Source organism: Pseudonocardia wallangbongensis, assembly GCF_054486945.1.
On record NZ_JBRERS010000008.1, the window covers coordinates 21,588 to 37,692 of the forward strand.

A 16,105-nucleotide genomic window follows, 5' to 3' on the forward strand; every position below is an offset into this window, starting at 1 on the left:
GGGTGCAGAACGGCCGGGAGGGGGGCGCACGGCCCCGGATGGTCGACGTCGCCCGCGTCGCGGGGGTCTCGCAGAAGTCGGTGTCGAACGTCCTCAACGGCTACGAGCACGTCTCACCCGAACTGCGGGACAAGGTCGAGCGGGCGATCGCCCTGCTCGGTTACGTGCCCAACCCGGCGGCGCGCACGCTGCGCACGGGCCGCACCGGCGTGATCGCCCTCGCCGTGCCCAACCTCTCCGCCCCGTACTTCGCCGAGCTGGCCAGCCACCTCACCGAAGCCGCCGAGGAACGCGGCCTCACGATCCTCATCGACGAGACCGACGGCGACGAGGACCGCGAGGCACTCATCGCGCGCGGGCTGCGCCACCACCTCATCGACGGGATCGTGCTGAGCCCGCTCGCGATGGATCCCGCGAGCATCGCGGCCGCCGCCCGCAACGTCCCGATGGTCCTGCTGGGCGAACGGGACCTCCCCGCCTCCGTCGACCACGTCGCGATCGACAACGTCGCCGCCGCCCGCGAGGCCACCGAGCACCTCCTCGGGCTGGGCCGGCGCCGGATCGCGGCCGTCGGCGGGCCGTTCGGCGACACGACGAGCACGGGATCGCTGCGGTTGCACGGCTACCGGACGGCCCTGGCGGACGCCGGGATCCGCGAGGAGGGCCTGGCCGTCCCCACCCGGCGGCTGCTGCGCCACAACGGTGCGGAGGCAGCCGAGCGGCTGCTCGCCGCGGCCCGGCCGCCGGACGCCGTGTTCTGCTTCAGCGACATGCTCGCGTTCGGCGTCATGCACGCCCTGCGGATGCGCGGCGTGCGCGTACCGGACGACATCGCCGTCGTCGGCTTCGACGACGTCACCGAGGCCGCCTACGCCAACCCGACACTCACCTCCGTGCACCTCGACCGGCGCCGGATCGCCCGGACCGCGCTCGACGTCCTGGTCGAGCGGATCGACGGGACCGGTGCCCGCCCCGCCGGCCGCATCGTGGTCGAGCACTGGCTCGTGGTCCGGGAGTCGACGGGCGGGCGGCCGGACGGGCCCGGGTCCTGACGACCCGGGTTTGATCGGCCCGAGTCGCGCCGAGAGAAAGACGCCGATTGCAGCGCCCTGCCGGGGAATCGGCTGCCGTCGTCGCGCCGCACCCCGGGCTTGATCAGCCGATCGGTGCATCCACGGCCGTATGCGGCCGCCCCCGCACCAGAGCCGTGATCATGGCCGCCACATCCGTCTCCGGTGGCGCCGCACACCACCTCATGATCGCCGGGGTCAGGGCCGCATCGGGTGCTCGTCGAGGAAGCCGGTGACGATGCGCACCACGTCGTCGGGGCGCTCGATGTGCACGCCGTGGCTGGACCCCGGCCCGGTCACCAGCTCGAAGCGGGCCTTCGGGATGGCGTCGGCCACCGCCTTCGCCTGCCGGGGCGGGGTCAGCAGGTCCTGTTCGCCGACGACGACCAGGGTCGGTGCCTCGATCCCGCCGACGCGGTCGATCGTGTCCAGGGCGAGGTCGGCGTCCCACTGCTCCACGGTGACCGCCATCTGCTCCTCGTTCTGCGGGAAGGCGGGGAGCATCGGTTCCATCAGCTGCGCGAAGTCCGGACGGTCCAGGATCTCGGGTGAGAACGCCAGCCCGGACACGGCGAGCGCCGCCTCCATGTCCCCGACGACGTAGGGCAGCCGGAACGCGGACAGCACCGCGCGCTGGAAGCCGTCGCACCGCCCCCAGGTGGCGAGCAGCACCGCCGAGGCGACCTGCTGCGGGTGCGCCAGCGCGAGCTCCTGCACCACCGCCGACCCGAGCGACCAGCCCATGGCGTGGGCGCTCGGTACGTCGAGGGCCTCGAGCAGCGCGGAGGCGTCCTCGGCCATGGAGGCGGCGGTGATCGGACCCGCGCCGCGCTCGCTGCCGCCGAGCCCCCGGTTGTCGAACGCGATCACCCGGTAGCGCTCGGCGAGCCGGGGCCGCAGCTCGGCCCACAGCGGGATCGCGCCGGAGGTTCCCATGATCAGCAGGAGCGGCTCTCCCTCGCCGCTCACCTCGTAGTTCAGCGTGACGCCGGTACGGACGGCCTTGCGGGGCATGGCGAGCTCCTCAGTGGTAGGCGAGCGACCCGTCGTCGAGATCGGCCTTCGGCAGGATCTCCTGCTCCTCCTCGTGCTCCAGCATGTGCGTCCACGGCTCGCGGTCGCCCTGCTTGAACAGCACGTGCTGCGAGCGCATGACGTAGCCGGCGTTGAAGTTCTCCGGGTCCGACCACGGCCGCAGCGCCATGTCGGCGTCCTCCGGCCGGATGGTCGGGACGACCGTGGTGGCGCCCTTGTCGCGCATGAGCCCGAACAGCCGGCCCACCAGGTCGCCGACCAGGTCCACGCGCAGCGTCCAGCTGTGCCGGAAGTAGCCGAACGTGTAGGCCATGTTCGGCACACCGCTGATCATGATGCCGCGCCAGGTGATCCGTTGCGTGAAGTCGACCGGCTCGCCGTCGACGGCGAACGCGACGTCCCCGAACGCTGACAGGTTGAAGCCGGTGGCGGTGACCACGATGTCGGCCTCGATCTCCTCGCCCGAGCCGACGCGGATGCCCTTCTCGGTGAACTCGTCGATCGTGTCGGTGACGATCGAGGCCCTCCCCTCCCGGATGGCCGCGAACATGTCGCCCTCCGGGACGATCGCGATGCGCTGCTGCCACGGGCGGTAGGTCGGGGTGAGGTGCTTCTCGACGTCGAAGCCCTCGGGCAGGTGCGGGCGGATGGCGTCCATCAGGTACGCGTGCACCTCGTCGGGCGCCTCCAGCGATGTCCGGGCCAGCCAGTTGAACTGCGTCATGTACTGGCGGCGCATGATCTCGTGCGTCCACTCCTCCGGGATGTCCAGCTGGCGCAGCGTCGCGGCGAGCTCATGGGTGATCGGCGAGGCGAGCCAGTAGGACGGCGAGCGCTGCAGCATCGTCACGTGCGCGGCGTCCTGCGCCATCGCGGGGATCAGCGTCGCCGCGGTGGCCCCCGAGCCGATGACGACGACCCGCTTCCCGGTGTGGTCGAGGTCGTCGGGCCAGCTCTGCGGGTGCACGATCTCGCCCTGGAAGCGGTCCATGCCCTCCCACCGGGGCTGGTAGGGCTTCGTGTGGTTGTAGTAGCCCTGGCACATCCACAGGAAGTCGGTGGTGAAGCGCAGGCGCTCCCCGGTGTCCTCCCTGGCGACGTCCACGGTCCACCGGTGGTCCTCCGTGGACCAGCTCGCGGTGGCGACCCGGTGCCGGTAGCGGATGTGCGGCCGCAGGTCGTGCTCGTCGATGACCTCGTCGAGGTACTCGAGGATCTCCTCCCCCGCCGCGATGGACGGGCCGCGCCACGGCTTGAACCGGTACCCGTAGGTGAACAGGTCGCTGTCCGAGCGCACGCCCGGATACCGGTGCGTCCACCAGGTGCCGCCGCGGTCGTCCTGGGCCTCCAGGATGGTGAACGTCCGCTCGGGGAACGCGTCCCGCAGGCGGTGCGCGGCGCCGATCCCGGAGACCCCGGCGCCGACGACGAGGACGTCGACGTGACCGGCGTCCTGGATGTCGTGCTCGGGAGCTGTCTCTGGTGCTGTCGTCATGGCTCGACCTTCGAGGGAGGATCAGGCGTGGTCAAGATCACGGTATGAGATCTCCGGACGACGGGGCCGTCCCAAAATCGGACAGTGCCCGCACTTGACCGGGGGCGCACGATGGGGTGGGCACGAGGAGGTGCGGGCGCATGGGAGACCTCGCGGATCGCCGGCTCCTGCTCACCTCCGCCCGCGCCGAGCTGCTGGAGTGCGCCGAGGCGGAGCTGCGCGGAGTGCCCGGCCACGTGGCCGCGTCCTGGCGACGCAGCGCCGCCGGCGGCGTCCACCCGAGCGTCGTCACCACCGAGTACCACGCCGATCTCGACCTCGGCTCGCGCCTCGTCCGCTGCGCGCGGCCGGTGGTCGAGCAGCTTGCCGAGCAGCTCGCGGACATCCCGGTGTGCGTGGCGCTCACCGACAACCGGGCCCGGCTCCTCGTCCGGGCGGACACCAGCCCGTGGATCGGCCGCATCGCCGACCGCATGTACTTCGCGCAGGGATTCGGCTACGCGGAAGGGGCGGTCGGCACCAACGGCGTCGGCACGGTACTGGAGTTCGGCGACTCGGTGCACATCGTCGGCGCCGAGCACTTCGTCGAGAGCCTGCAGCCCTACGCCTGCGCCGGGGCCCCGGTGCGGGATCCCTTCACGGGCCGGATCGACGGCGTGCTGGACATCAGCTGCCTGAGCGAGAACTCGTCGCCGGTCATGCACTCGCTCGTCCGCTCCGCGGCCGCGAGCATCGAGAACAACCTGCTGGCCGACCGCAACCAGCAGCAGCAGGCGCTGTTCGACGTCTACTCCCGCGTCGACGCGCGCACCCGGCAGGCCGTGCTGGCCGTCGGGCAGCGGACCGTGATGGCGAACTCGCCGATGCAGACGCTGCTCGTCCCGGGCGACCTGTCGACCTTGCAGGACCACGTCCGGTTCGTCATGGTCCGCCACCCCGCCGTGGACGACTGGCTCGACCTGCCGTCCGGCACCCGGGTGCGGTTGCGGGGATCGACCGTGCTGGCCGGTGGCGCCGTCGCCGGGATGGTCGGGGTGGTCTCGGTGCACGACGAGGCAGCCCGCGTCCCCGCCCGGCCGGCCGGTCGCCGGGTCCGCGCCGAGCCCGTGCAGGTGGCGCGGAGCAGCAGCCCCGCGTGGCGAGCCGCCGCGGCGACCGTGACGCGGGCCCTGCAGGCGGGCGTCGCGGTCCTCGTCCTGGGTGAACCCGGGACCGGGCGGTTCACGCTCCTCTCGGAGCTGTACGAGACCGGCCGGGTGGTCGCGATCGAGCCCGGGCAGGTCGAGGCCGCGCCCACGGACGTGGCCCGCCGGATCCTGCGGCCGGGGTCGCCGCCGGTGCTGCCCGTCCTCCGCGACGTCGACCGCCTGCCGGGCGCGGCGGTGGAGGCGCTCCTCGACGCGCTCGCCGGCGATGCCGACGGGCCACCGCTCATCGCCGCCACCGCCGCGGAGTCCGCGCCCGCCGCGCTGCTCGCCCTGTTCCGGACGTCGGCGACGGTGCCGCCGTTGCGCAACCGCTCCCACGACCTGCCCGACCTGGTCGACGCCCTGCTCGCCGAGCTGGCCCCGCATCGCGAGGTTCGGCTCTCCCGGGAGGCGCAACGGCTGCTGGGCCGCTACGACTGGCCGGGCAACGTGTCCCAGCTCCGGGACGCGCTCGCGGCCGCCCTGCGCCGGCGTCCGGTGGGCCGCATCGACGTGGCCGACCTGCCCGCGTTCTGCCAGAGCACGGCACGCGGCCCGCTGCGCCCCGTCGACCAGGCCGAGCTCGACGCGATCGTGGGGGCGCTGCACGAGGCCGGCGGCAACCGGATGGCCGCGGCCGCCGCGCTCGGCCTGGCGCGCTCCACCCTCTACCGCAAGATCCGGCAGTACGGGATCACCGTCTGATCCTGCGGTGTGCGGAGCGAACGGCACTCTCGGACGCTAGGGCCGGGGCTCGCGCGGGTCGGCGCCTGGTGATCGATCCGAGATGCGGGAAACTGCCCTGACGAGGACGTTCAGCGTGGTCTCGCAGCGATCACGCCCGGCCGCGCCGGCGCGTCCATGATCATGTCGACACCTTCGGGGTTGGATCTTGGTCTGAGACTCATGGGGTCTATCTGATCATGAAACGGGCAGAGCGCCCACCGGATCGGTAGTTCTCCCACCCGGCCCCGTCCGTACCGGCGCGCGCAACGCGCCACATGCCCACGCGTGCTCCCGAGGTAAGTCCACGACAGCGCGCGAGGCCTGCCCACTCGCGGCCCCACGCCCGGGCAAGGGCACATCACGATGCCGACGTGTGCTCAGCCGTCGTTCGACAGGTGCGAGCGAACGCGCCGCTCAGTCCTCACGCCGGGGGTTTACAGCGCTGTAAATCGCTGCTAGAACTCCGCGTGACCACCCGGTCCCCACCTGTGCGGAGACGCCTTGTCCTCAGATCCGGCACGCCCCGTCGCGCCCCACATCCTGCTGATCATGACCGACCAGCAGCGCGCCGACTTCACCGCGGCGGGCGGCCTCGGGCTGGACACGATGCCGTTCGTCGACTCGCTCGCGGCGAGGGGCACGGCCTTCCCCGGCGCCTACACCAGCTACCCGGCCTGCGTGCCGGCGCGCACGAGCCTGCTGACCGGCCGCTTCCCCACGGCGCACCGGGTGCGGCAGAACAGCACCCCGAACGCCGCGACGTTCGCCGAGGACCTGCTCGACGTCGTCCGCAAGGCGGGCTACAGCACGCATTTCGTCGGCAAGCCGCACATGTACCGCGGCCCGGACGACTTCGACTCCTTCCGCGGGCCCTACATGCACACGGGCGGGCCCGAGGGCGGCGCCGGCGACGCGGAGTTCGACGCCTGGCTGAAGGACCTCGACCACGGCGTGCACCCCGAGCCGACGCCGTTCCCGCTGGAGCGGCAGCTCCCCCACCGGATCGCCGCGGGGGCCGTCGAGGCGATGGACGAGGCCGACCCGGACCGGCCCATGTTCCTGTGGGTGTCGTTCCCGGAGCCGCACAACCCCTACCAGGTCCCCGAGCCGTACTTCGGGATGTTCGCGGAGGACGAGGTGCCCGACCGGGTCGCCGGCCCGGAGGCGATCCCCGGCCGGTCCGCGAAGTACCGGTGGCTGCGGGAGCTGGTCGAGGAGAAACGGCCGGGCTACGACGAGGGGTGGCGCCGCTATCGGGCGAACTACCTCGGCATGCTCCGGCTGCTCGACGACCAGATCCGCAGGCTCGTCGAGCACCTCGGCCCGCGCGCGGACGACACGGTGATCGTGTTCCTGTCCGACCACGGCGACTACGTCGGCGAGTACGGCCTGCAGCGCAAGGGCGCCGGGATGCCGGAGTGCCTGGTGCGGATCCCGCTGCAGTTCACGGGGCCGGGGATCGCGGCGCAACCCCGCCGCGCCGAGCTGGTGTCCATGGTGGACGTGCTGCCGACCCTGTGCGAGCTGGCCGGGGCGGCCGTGCCCGAGGGCGTGCAGGGCCGCAGCCTCGCACCGCTGCTCGCCGGGCAGGACCCGCCGCCCGGGGAGTTCGACAGCATCTACGCCGAGCTCGGCTACGGCGGCGTCGGCTACGGGGCCGACGAGCGCCCGCCGCTGCACTTCCCCTACGAGGGCGCCACCTTCGACGAGCTCAACTCGGTGACGCAGAGCGGCGGGCAGCGGATGGTGCGGGCCGGCCGGCACAAGCTCCTGATGGACGCCGACGGCGCCGGGGAGCTCTACGACCTCGACGCCGACCCCGCCGAGCTGCACAACCTCTTCGACGACCCGGAGCTCGCCGGCGTCCGCGACGCGCTGCTCGTGCTCCTCGCGCGCTGGATGGTGCGGGTCGCCGACGACCTGCCGACCGGCGCGTACCGCCCCAAGACCGTGCCCCACAACTGGCGCTGGGCCCGCCCCTCGACGACGACGGGAGAGCACTCATGACACGGATCGACCGGCGGGGCTTCCTCGGGCTGGGCGCCGCCGCCCTGCTCGCCGCCTCCACCACCGCATGCGGCTTCGGCGGCTCGGACGCGGGTCTGCGCGTCGCCTGGTACGGCGGGGGTCCCGTGCACGAGGCGATGGACAAGGCGCTCGCCGCGTTCTCCGGCGACCACCGCGACGCACAGGTCGCGGCCGAGCGGGCGGCCTTCAAGGACTACTGGGACAAGCTCGCAACCCAGGCCGCGGGCGGCCAGGCCCCGGACGTCTTCCGGATGTCGATGAGCTACTTCACCGAGTACGCCCAGCGTGGCGCACTGCTCGACCTGGCCGGCGTCCAGGACCGGATCCGGCTCGGTGACCTCGACGAACCGGTCGCCGACAGCGGCGCGGTGGACGGCGGCCTCTACGGGATCGGCCAGAGCACGATCACGCACGCGGCGTTCGTCAACCGGGCCCAGATCGAGGCGGTCGGCCTGCAGGTCCCGCAGACCGGCTGGACGTGGGACGACCTCGCGCAGCTCGCGCGGTCGTTCGCGGCCGCGGCGGGCGACGGCCGGTACGGCACCGCCGACGTCTGCGGCAACATCCAGATCTTCGACGTCTTCGCCCGCCAGCACGGCACCGACCTGTTCACCGCCGACGGGGCCCTGGCGGTCGGCCGGGACGTGATCGAGGAGTGGCTCACCTTCTGGGACGCGCTGCGCCGCGACGGCGCGGCCCCGCCGGCCGACATCACCACGGAGTCGACGACGTTCGAGACCTCGACGCTGACCGCCGGGCGGTCCCCGATCGAGTTCGGCTGGGTGCAGCAGGCCACCTTCTACCAGCCGCTCGTGCCGGACCCGCTCGACGTCGTCGCTGCTCCGGCCGGCTCCGACGGGGCGCTCTCGGGCCAGTTCGTCAAGGCGCTCGACTTCTGGTGCGTCTCCTCCGAGACCGGCGATGCGGAACGCGCCGCGGAGCTCGTCGACTTCCTGGTCAACGACGAGCGCGCGAACCAGGCCATCGGCATCACGCTCGGGATCCCGCCGTCGCCCCGCACGCGCGAGCTCCTGGGCGCCGACCCGGGCTCCGCCGCGGGCAAGGCGGTCGCCCTCGTGGAGGCGGTCAGCGGCCAGGTGGGACCGCCGCCCCCGGCATGGCCACGGGGGTACGGCGAGCTGCTCGACACGTTCAAACGCCACAACGAGGACGTCGGCTTCGGGCGGTCCGACCCGGCCGCCGCGGCGACCGCCATCGTCGACGAGGCCGACCGCATCCTCTCGTCATGACGGCGGGGACCGCCTCCCGCCTGCGCGGGAGCCTGCCCGCGTACGCCTTCCTCGCGCCGTGGATCGTCGGCATGCTCGGGATCACGCTCGGGCCGATGCTGATGTCGCTGTACTACTCGTTCACCGACTACGCGCTGCTCGGCGACCCCCGGTGGGTCGGGTGGGACAACTACGCCCGCCTCGCCGAGGACGAGCGGTTCCGGAGCGCGCTGCGCGTGACCTTCGGGTACGTCGCGCTGTCGGTACCGCTGGAGCTGGTGTTCGCCCTGCTCGTCGCGGTGGTGCTGAACCGGGGCCTGCGCGGGCTCGCGGCCTACCGCGCCATCTACTACCTGCCCAGCCTGCTCGGCGGCAGCGTCGCCGTCGCCATCCTGTGGCGCCAGATCTTCGGCCGCGACGGCCTGGTCAACGACGTCCTCGCGCTCGTCGGCATCGACGGCCCGGGCTGGGTGTCGTCCCCCCAGTACTCCTTGCTGACGCTCGTGGTGCTGCGCGTCTGGCAGTTCGGGGCGCCGATGGTGATCTTCCTCGCCGGCCTGCGCCAGATCCCGGACGACGTCTACGAGGCGGCGACGATCGACGGGGCGAGCGCGTGGCAGCGCTTCGTGCGGATCACGCTGCCGCTGCTGTCGCCGATCATCTTCTTCAACCTGGTGCTGCAGACGATCGGGGCGTTCCAGGCGTTCACGCCGGCGTTCATCGTCTCCGGCGGCACCGGCGGCCCGTCCGACTCGACGCTGTTCTACACGCTCTACCTGTACCAACGCGCGTTCGGCGACTTCGAGATGGGCTACGCCGCGGCGCTGGCATGGGTGTTGCTGCTGATCATCGGTGTCCTGACCGGCCTGAACTTCCTGTTCCGCCGGTACTGGGTGTTCACCGAGGACGAGCCGGGAGGGCTGCGCTGATGGCCGCGATCACGACGACCCGCACGGCCCCGGCCGCCCCAGCCGACCCCGCTCCCGCAGCCCGCCGGCGCCGACGCAGGCTGCTCGCCCACGCCGGCCTCTGCCTGGGCGCGGCGATCATGCTCTACCCGGTCCTGTGGATGCTGGCGAGCTCGTTCAAGACACCGGCGGAGATCTTCACGTCCCCGTCGCTGCTGCCCGCCGCGCCCACGGCCACGAACTACGCCGAGGGCTGGGACGGGCCGGGCCTGCCGTTCTGGGTCTACCTGCTGAACTCGCTGCTGGTGTGCACCGGCGTGGTGATCGGCAACATCCTGTCCTGCTCGCTCGCCGCCTACGCGTTCGCCCGGATGCGGTTCATCGGAAGCGGGCCGTTCTTCGCGCTCATGCTCGCCACGATCATGCTGCCGCACCACGTCACCCTCATCGCCCAGTACGCGATCTTCCGCGACCTCGGCTGGATCGACACGTTCCTGCCGCTGGTGGTGCCGAAGTTCCTCGCCACCGACGCGTTCTTCGTGTTCCTGATGGTGCAGTTCATCCGCGGGCTGCCGCGCGAGCTGTACGAGGCGGCCCGGATCGACGGCTGCGGGCCCTTCCAGATCTACCTGCGTGTCGTGATGCCGCTGCTGCGGCCCGCGCTGGTGACCACCGCGATCTTCTCGTTCATCTGGACCTACAACGACTTCTTCAGCCAGCTGATCTACCTGTCCAGCCCGGAGAACCTCACCGTGCCGCTGGCGCTGCGCTCGTTCCTCGACGCGTCGGGTGAGTCGGAGTGGGGCCAGATGTTCGCGATGAGCATCGTGACACTCGTGCCCGTCGTCGCCGTGTTCGTGGTCTTCCAGCGCAAGATCGTGGCCGGGATGGCGCACACGGGGCTGAAGTGACGCGCGCCTCTATCCTGGGCGCCATGCTCGTCGGTGCACCGGCCGGATGAAGCCCCGTCTGCAGGACGTCGCCGACCGCGCCGGCGTCTCGATGAAGACCGTCTCCAACGTCATCAACGGGTACGTCCACGTCTCGGAGGCGATGCGGGCGAAGGTGCTCGCAGCGATCGAGGAGGTGGGCTACCGGCCCAACCTGTCGGCGCGCAACCTCGCCCGCGGCCGGGCGGGGATGATCGCCCTCGTCGTGCCGCAGCTCGACATGCCCTACTTCGCGTCGCTGTCGATGCACGTCCTGGAGGCCGCCGAGGAGCAGGGCTGGGTGGTGCTGATCCAGCAGACCCGCGGCGACGCCGAGAAGGAGCGAGCGGTCCTCGCGGGCCGGTTCGCCCAGCGCGTCGACGGGCTCGTGTTCAGCCCGCTGCGGGTCGCCCCCGACGAGATCGGGCGGCGCGGCGACCGGACCCCGCTGGTGCTGCTCGGGGAACGGCCCGCCGGCGGCGTTGCCGACCACATCGTCGTCGACAACGTGGCGGCCGCCCGCCTCGCGGTGTCGCACCTGCTGGATCTCGGCCGGCGCCGCGTCGCGATGATCGGCAACTCGACCGTGGGCACCGACCGCCAGCGCTTCGCGGGGTACGCCACCGCGCTGGCACAGCGGGGGCTCGAGGTCGACCCCGAGCTCGTCAGGCCCGTTCCCAGCAACCGCGGCGAGGCGGGCGAGGCCGCGATGAACGCGATCCTCGCCGGCCCCGGGCCCCGCCCGGACGCCGTCTTCTGCGTCACCGACTGGGTCGCGCTCGGCGCCATCCGCTCGCTGCACCTGCACGGGCTGCGGGTCCCCGAGGACGTCGCGGTGGCCGGCTTCGACGACATCCCCTACGGCATGGCATCCACGCCCACCCTGACCTCGATCTCCCCCGACCGGGCGGCGATCGCCCGGGCGGCCGTCACGTCGCTGTCGGCGCAGCAGGAGGGCACCCACGCACCGCGTGAGATCGCCGTCGGGTTCGAGCTGATCGTGCGGGAGAGCACGGCCGGCATGGCGGGGGCGGCCTTCGTCGAGCCCGATCTGCTCCACGACGCCACCCTCCCCTTCGGACGGGCCACGCCCTGAGACACGCGGGGTCGACCCGGCACACCTGCGGACGTGACGAGGGTTACGCTGGAGTCATGCGCATCGCCCTCGCCCTCGCCGCGGCAGTACCGCCGCGCGTCGGCTGAGCCAGGCCGCCGGCGCGCCCCGCTCCCCCACCTCCGAGGCCTGGCTCGGCACCCACCATCCGTGGAATCCGGAGCCGAAGAAATGACTGTTCTCGACCACTCCCCCCGCAACACCGGGGCACCGCGCCTCCAGCGCCGCCGCGAGATCGTGACCACCGGCGGCATGCAAGGCGTCCTCGACATCGGCACCGCGCTTCGCGCATGCGGGTTCCCCGTGCGCGAGTTCGCCGTCGAGGTCCGCGACGGCGTCCCGTACAGCTCGGTCACCTGCACCGTGTCGCTCACGGCCGCCGAGTGCGACACCTTCGCCGACCGGCTCGGCGCCGTGCCGACGGTCGTCTCCGTCGAGCCCTGCTAGCTCACGGCTCCCGGGCGACGTTGGCGCGGAGCCGGGCGAGCACCGCGTCGGCGCGCTCCAGCTCGTCGTCGGACAGGTCGCCCCGCAGCCGCTCGTCGAAGTCGACGGCGGCCGTGCGCATCCGGTGGAACGCCGCCTCACCGTCGGGCGTCAGCTCCACCACGTGGATGCGCCGGTTCTGCGGGTCGCGCCGGCGCCGGACGAGCCCGCCCTCCTCCATCCCGTTGAGGTGATGGGTCAGCGTGGCCCCCTGGATCCCGACGGCTGCGGCGAGCGCGCGCTGGTTGGCGTTCTCGCGGGTCTTGAGTGCGAGCAGGATCAGCCAGATGTGCTCGGTGCCCCCCGCTGCGGCGAGTGCCTCGCCGAAGGCGCGGCTGACCTCCTTCGCCGTGCTCGCGAGCCGGCGTCCGATCGGCATCCCCCGTGGCGGTCCAGGCATGGGCGCAGCCTAGCAGAAGCGTTCGACATCTAACGTATTGACGCCTAACCGTTAGATGCCTATCGTTCTCGGCATGACCACCACCGAGAACGACATCCGCGAGCTGGGCAGCCGCTGGGCCGAGGCCGAGCAGCGCGGCGACGTCGACGCCCTCCAGACGATGAGCACCGCCGACTTCACGCTGGTCGGGCCCGCGGGGTTCGTCCTGGAGCGCGAGCAGTGGTTCGCCGGCTACCGGTCCGGCGCCCTTCGGATCCAGGCGCTGAACTGGGACGACGTGCGTGTCCGCGACTACGGCGACACCGCCGTGGCCATCGGCGTCCGCACGCAGGAAGCCACCTACCAGGGCACCCCCGCGGGCGGCCGGTTCCGCGGCACCCACATCGCGGCCCGCCGCGACGGGCGCTGGCTGATGGCCGGCGTGCACCTGAGCCCGATGGTCACCCCGCCCGCCTGACCCACCACCTCATCGGCCGAGGAGGCCTCCCATGCGCGTCAGCCTGAGCATCAGCCAGTTCCCGACGACCGCCGACCACACCCCGCTGGCCGGGATCGTGCGCGCCGCCGACGAGGGCGGGATCGACACGGTCTGGGTGCCCGACCACCTCGTCCAGTACGCCCCCGGCACCGACCCCACCGACCCGCACCTCGAGGCCTACACCGCGCTCGGCTGGCTCGCGGCCCGCAGCGAGCGGGTGCGGCTGGGCGCCATGGTCAGCCCCATCACGTTCCGGCCCGCCACACTGCTGATCAAGGCCGTCAGCACGCTCGCCGCGCTGTCCGGCGGGCGCGCCTGGCTGGGCGTCGGCACCGGCTACCACGAGCAGGAGGCGGCGCAGATGGGCATCCCCATGCCGCCGCTGGCCGAGCGGTTCGAGCGGCTGGAGGACACGCTGCGGCTGGCCCACCGGATGTTCGCGGGCGACGACTCCGCGTTCGAGGGCAAGCACGTGCACGCCGAACGACCCCTGAACCACCCCACGCCCGCGCACCGGCCACGGATCCTGGTCGGCGGGCACGGCGAGAAGAAGACGCTACCGCTGGTGGCCCGCTACGCCGACGCGTGCAACCTCTTCGACATCCCCGACGGTGGCGTGACCCTGCGCCGCAAGCTCGACGTCCTCGCGCGCGAGTGCGAGGCGATCGGCCGGCCGCGGGCGGAGATCGAGACCACCGTCGGCACTGCGCTGCACCCCGACGAGACGCCCGAGGCGTTCGCCGAGCGCTGCGCGGCCCTGGGCGTGCTGGGCGTCGAGCACATCGGCGTCATCACCCGAGCGCCGTGGACCGACGCCGACCTGGCCCGCCTGACCGCGGGCGCCGGCCTCATCGCCGGCTGATCGCCGAGCGCGAGGGTGCCGATCGCTCCCCTGGGCCGGAGTGGGGATCACTCGCGCCAGCGGTCCAGCGTGGCGTCGACCACCGGCCGCACCCGGGCCCGGGCCTCGTCCCGCGGGACGCCGGCCATCAGCAGCGCGTCGTACTCGGTGTCCTCGTGCCGGGCCGAGGCGACCACCGCACTGACGATTGCGCTCTCCTCCAGGGCCCGACCGGCCGCGCTGCGCCCGACCCGGCCGCTGCCCCGCAGCGCGGTGTGCGCCGCGATCGCCTCGGCCCGCCGCGGCGGGCACCCCGGGAACAGCTTCCCGATCTCCCCGGCCATCCGTGCGGTGAGCTCGACGTCCTGGCGGGCCCGGCGCTCACGGTCACGTTCCCGCTGCCGGTGCCGCGCGTCCTCGTCGGCGAGGCAGCTCTCCTCGGCCTGTCGCAGCGCCGCGTCCGCCACGAGGATCCCCTGCCGCTCGTAGCGCCTGCGGGACCGGGTCCACCGGACCACCACGGCGGACAGGGCGCTCGCCCGCTTCGCCCTGCGGGTGAGCGCGGCGTCGCCCGCGGGCAGGAACACGAGGGTGTCGAGGTCGGCGCACGCGAGGCAGAGCGGACCGGCGTCCTCCATCACGAGGAGGTCGCCGTTCTGCGCACCGCAGCCGGTGCAGGTCCAGTCCCGCACGGACGAGATCACCAGCAGCTCCGGCGGCCGGCCCTGCCGGCCCGCCGCCTGCTCGTCCCGCGCCGCGCCCTCGACGCGCCGCCGCCGTGAAGGCAATCCCCCTCCCGATCAGCCCGTGGTCGCCCCGTGTGCGGTGTCCAGCATCTCGGCCAGCTCGGCGACCTTCACCCGCTCCGCACCCCGAAGCCCGCCGCGGCGCACCTCCTCCGCGTCGACCCGCAGCCACGCCGTCCAGTCCACGGGACGCACGCCGTGGCCGGCGAGCGCGGCGCGGAAGGCCGCGGGGTCGGGATGCACCGGGTCGGGCAGGCCGGGGAGGTCCTCCAGCAACGCGGCGACCGTCTCCACGGCGTCGGACTTGTTCGTGCCGATCACCCCGGTGGGGCCGCGCTTGATCCAGCCCGTGACGTACGCCCCGGGCACCGGCTTCCCGTCGCGCACCACCCGTCCACCCTCGTTCGGGACGGTGCCGGTGGCCGCGTCGAACGGCAGCCCGGGGATCGGTTCGGCGTCGTACCCGATCGCCCGCACGACGAGCCCGACGTCGAGGGTCTCGTGCTCGCCGGTGCCGACGACCCGCCCGTCGCGAAGCACGTTGCGCTCGACGACCACGCCGCTGACCCGGCCGTCCGATCCGACGATCCGCACCGGGGACCGCAGGAAGCGCAGGTGGATCCGGCGCGGCTTGCCGGTGGGCTCGCCCGCCGACCACCCGGAGAGCATGTCGAGCATCTGCCGGTGCCGCCGGTCCTCCGGCTCCTCGATCCCCGCGGCGAGCAGGCCCTCGTCGTGCACGAGCACGTCGGCGCCCGCCAGCTCGCCGATCTGGCGCAGCTCCGCGGGGGTGAAGCGGATGTGCTGGGGCCCGCGCCGGATCAGCACGTGGATGTCGCGGACCGCGCTCGAGCGCAGGACGTCGAGCACCGGGCCGGGGATGTCGGTCTCCGCCATCTCGTCGGCGGTCTTCGCCAGCACGCGCGCCACGTCGAGCGCGACGTTGCCCGCGCCGACCACGGCGACGCCCGGGTGGTCGAGGAGCGGCTGCAGCTTCGTGTGATCGGGGTGTCCGCAGTACCAGCTGACGAACGCCCCCGAGCCCAGCGAGCCGGCCAGGTCCTCGCCGGGCACGCCGAGACCGCGGTCCACCGAGCTGCCCGTGGCGTGGACGACCGCGTGGAAGTGCTGCCGCACGACGTCCAGCGGCACCCCGTCGTCACCGATGTGCACGCCACCCAGGAACTCGATCTGGGCCGGGTCGAAGGGCCGCTGCAACACGCGGATGACGGACTTCATCTTCACGTGGTCGGGTGCCACCCCGTAGCGGACGAGGCCGTACGGCGCCGGCAGCCGGTCCAGCACATCCACCACGAGCGGCTGGTCGGCGCCCAGCAAGGCGGCGGCGGCATACAGACCGGACGGGCCCGCTCCGATCACCGCGACCCGGGCCTGTCGCTGCTGCATGTGGTTCATCTCCTGTGGTGGTGGAG

General features: G+C 72.9%; 15 protein-coding genes. 10 read left to right on the top strand and 5 right to left on the bottom strand.

Annotated features, from left to right (window positions below):
- Positions 1-2: 2 nt before the first annotated feature.
- A complete protein-coding gene (locus ACU436_RS26525) occupies positions 3-1,052 on the top strand; it encodes a LacI family DNA-binding transcriptional regulator (RefSeq protein WP_459029669.1) in 1,050 nt (349 codons plus the stop codon).
- 216 nt (positions 1,053-1,268) lie between these two features.
- Here the strand turns inward: ACU436_RS26525 and ACU436_RS26530 are convergent, their stop codons facing one another.
- Positions 1,269-2,084 (bottom strand): alpha/beta fold hydrolase, encoded by an 816-nt coding sequence (locus ACU436_RS26530; protein ID WP_459029670.1) that lies wholly within the window; start codon positions 2,082-2,084, stop codon positions 1,269-1,271.
- 10 nt (positions 2,085-2,094) lie between these two features.
- A complete protein-coding gene (locus ACU436_RS26535; RefSeq protein WP_459029671.1) occupies positions 2,095-3,600 on the bottom strand; it encodes a flavin-containing monooxygenase in 1,506 nt (501 codons plus the stop codon).
- Positions 3,601-3,740: 140 nt separating this feature from the next.
- On the opposite strand from ACU436_RS26535, the gene ACU436_RS26540 reads away from it, so the two are divergent.
- The 7 genes from ACU436_RS26540 to ACU436_RS26570 all read left to right on the top strand — a co-directional run bounded on the left by ACU436_RS26540 (position 3,741) and on the right by ACU436_RS26570 (position 12,168).
- Positions 3,741-5,492, top strand: a complete 1,752-nt coding sequence (locus ACU436_RS26540) for a sigma-54-dependent Fis family transcriptional regulator (RefSeq protein WP_459029672.1) — start codon at positions 3,741-3,743, stop codon at positions 5,490-5,492.
- Positions 5,493-6,014: 522 nt separating this feature from the next.
- Positions 6,015-7,520, top strand: coding sequence for a sulfatase-like hydrolase/transferase (locus tag ACU436_RS26545; protein WP_459029673.1), 1,506 nt, complete (start codon positions 6,015-6,017; stop codon positions 7,518-7,520).
- A complete protein-coding gene (locus ACU436_RS26550; protein WP_459029674.1) occupies positions 7,517-8,791 on the top strand; it encodes an ABC transporter substrate-binding protein in 1,275 nt (424 codons plus the stop codon). The genes ACU436_RS26545 and ACU436_RS26550 overlap by 4 nt, the downstream gene beginning before the upstream one ends.
- A complete protein-coding gene (locus ACU436_RS26555) occupies positions 8,788-9,699 on the top strand; it encodes a carbohydrate ABC transporter permease (protein WP_459029675.1) in 912 nt (303 codons plus the stop codon). The genes ACU436_RS26550 and ACU436_RS26555 overlap by 4 nt, the downstream gene beginning before the upstream one ends.
- The gene (locus ACU436_RS26560) at positions 9,699-10,589 is read left to right on the top strand and encodes a carbohydrate ABC transporter permease (RefSeq protein ID WP_459029676.1); all 891 of its coding nucleotides are present in this window, start codon (positions 9,699-9,701) and stop codon (positions 10,587-10,589) included. Before ACU436_RS26555 ends, ACU436_RS26560 begins: the two co-directional genes overlap by 1 nt.
- 46 nt (positions 10,590-10,635) lie before the next feature.
- Positions 10,636-11,703 carry a LacI family DNA-binding transcriptional regulator gene (locus tag ACU436_RS26565; RefSeq protein WP_459029677.1) on the top strand — a complete coding sequence of 356 codons (1,068 nt, stop codon included), beginning with the start codon at positions 10,636-10,638 and terminating at the stop codon, positions 11,701-11,703.
- A 189-nt stretch (positions 11,704-11,892) separates the two neighbouring features.
- Positions 11,893-12,168: a hypothetical protein gene (locus ACU436_RS26570; RefSeq protein WP_459029678.1), complete on the top strand. Its 276-nt coding sequence runs from the start codon at positions 11,893-11,895 to the stop codon at positions 12,166-12,168.
- 1 nt (position 12,169) lies between these two features.
- On the opposite strand, the gene ACU436_RS26575 is transcribed toward ACU436_RS26570, so the two are convergent.
- Entirely contained in the window at positions 12,170-12,607 is a 438-nt protein-coding gene (locus ACU436_RS26575; protein ID WP_459029679.1) for a MarR family winged helix-turn-helix transcriptional regulator, read from the bottom strand.
- A gap of 73 nt (positions 12,608-12,680) precedes the next feature.
- Here ACU436_RS26575 and ACU436_RS26580 point away from each other — a divergent pair, with 73 nt between their 5' ends.
- Together ACU436_RS26580 and ACU436_RS26585 are read left to right on the top strand one after the other, a co-directional pair.
- Complete coding sequence (locus ACU436_RS26580; protein ID WP_459029680.1) at positions 12,681-13,064, top strand: nuclear transport factor 2 family protein; 384 nt, start codon at positions 12,681-12,683, stop codon at positions 13,062-13,064.
- Positions 13,065-13,095: 31 nt separating this feature from the next.
- Positions 13,096-13,947: an LLM class flavin-dependent oxidoreductase gene (locus ACU436_RS26585; protein WP_459029681.1), complete on the top strand. Its 852-nt coding sequence runs from the start codon at positions 13,096-13,098 to the stop codon at positions 13,945-13,947.
- 47 nt (positions 13,948-13,994) lie between these two features.
- On the opposite strand, the gene ACU436_RS26590 is transcribed toward ACU436_RS26585, so the two are convergent.
- Together ACU436_RS26590 and ACU436_RS26595 are read right to left on the bottom strand one after the other, a co-directional pair.
- Positions 13,995-14,714 carry a DUF2293 domain-containing protein gene (locus ACU436_RS26590; protein WP_459029682.1) on the bottom strand — a complete coding sequence of 240 codons (720 nt, stop codon included), beginning with the start codon at positions 14,712-14,714 and terminating at the stop codon, positions 13,995-13,997.
- Positions 14,715-14,726: 12 nt separating this feature from the next.
- Positions 14,727-16,079 (bottom strand): FAD-dependent oxidoreductase, encoded by a 1,353-nt coding sequence (locus ACU436_RS26595; protein WP_459029683.1) that lies wholly within the window; start codon positions 16,077-16,079, stop codon positions 14,727-14,729.
- Between the last annotated feature and the right edge of the window lie 26 nt (positions 16,080-16,105).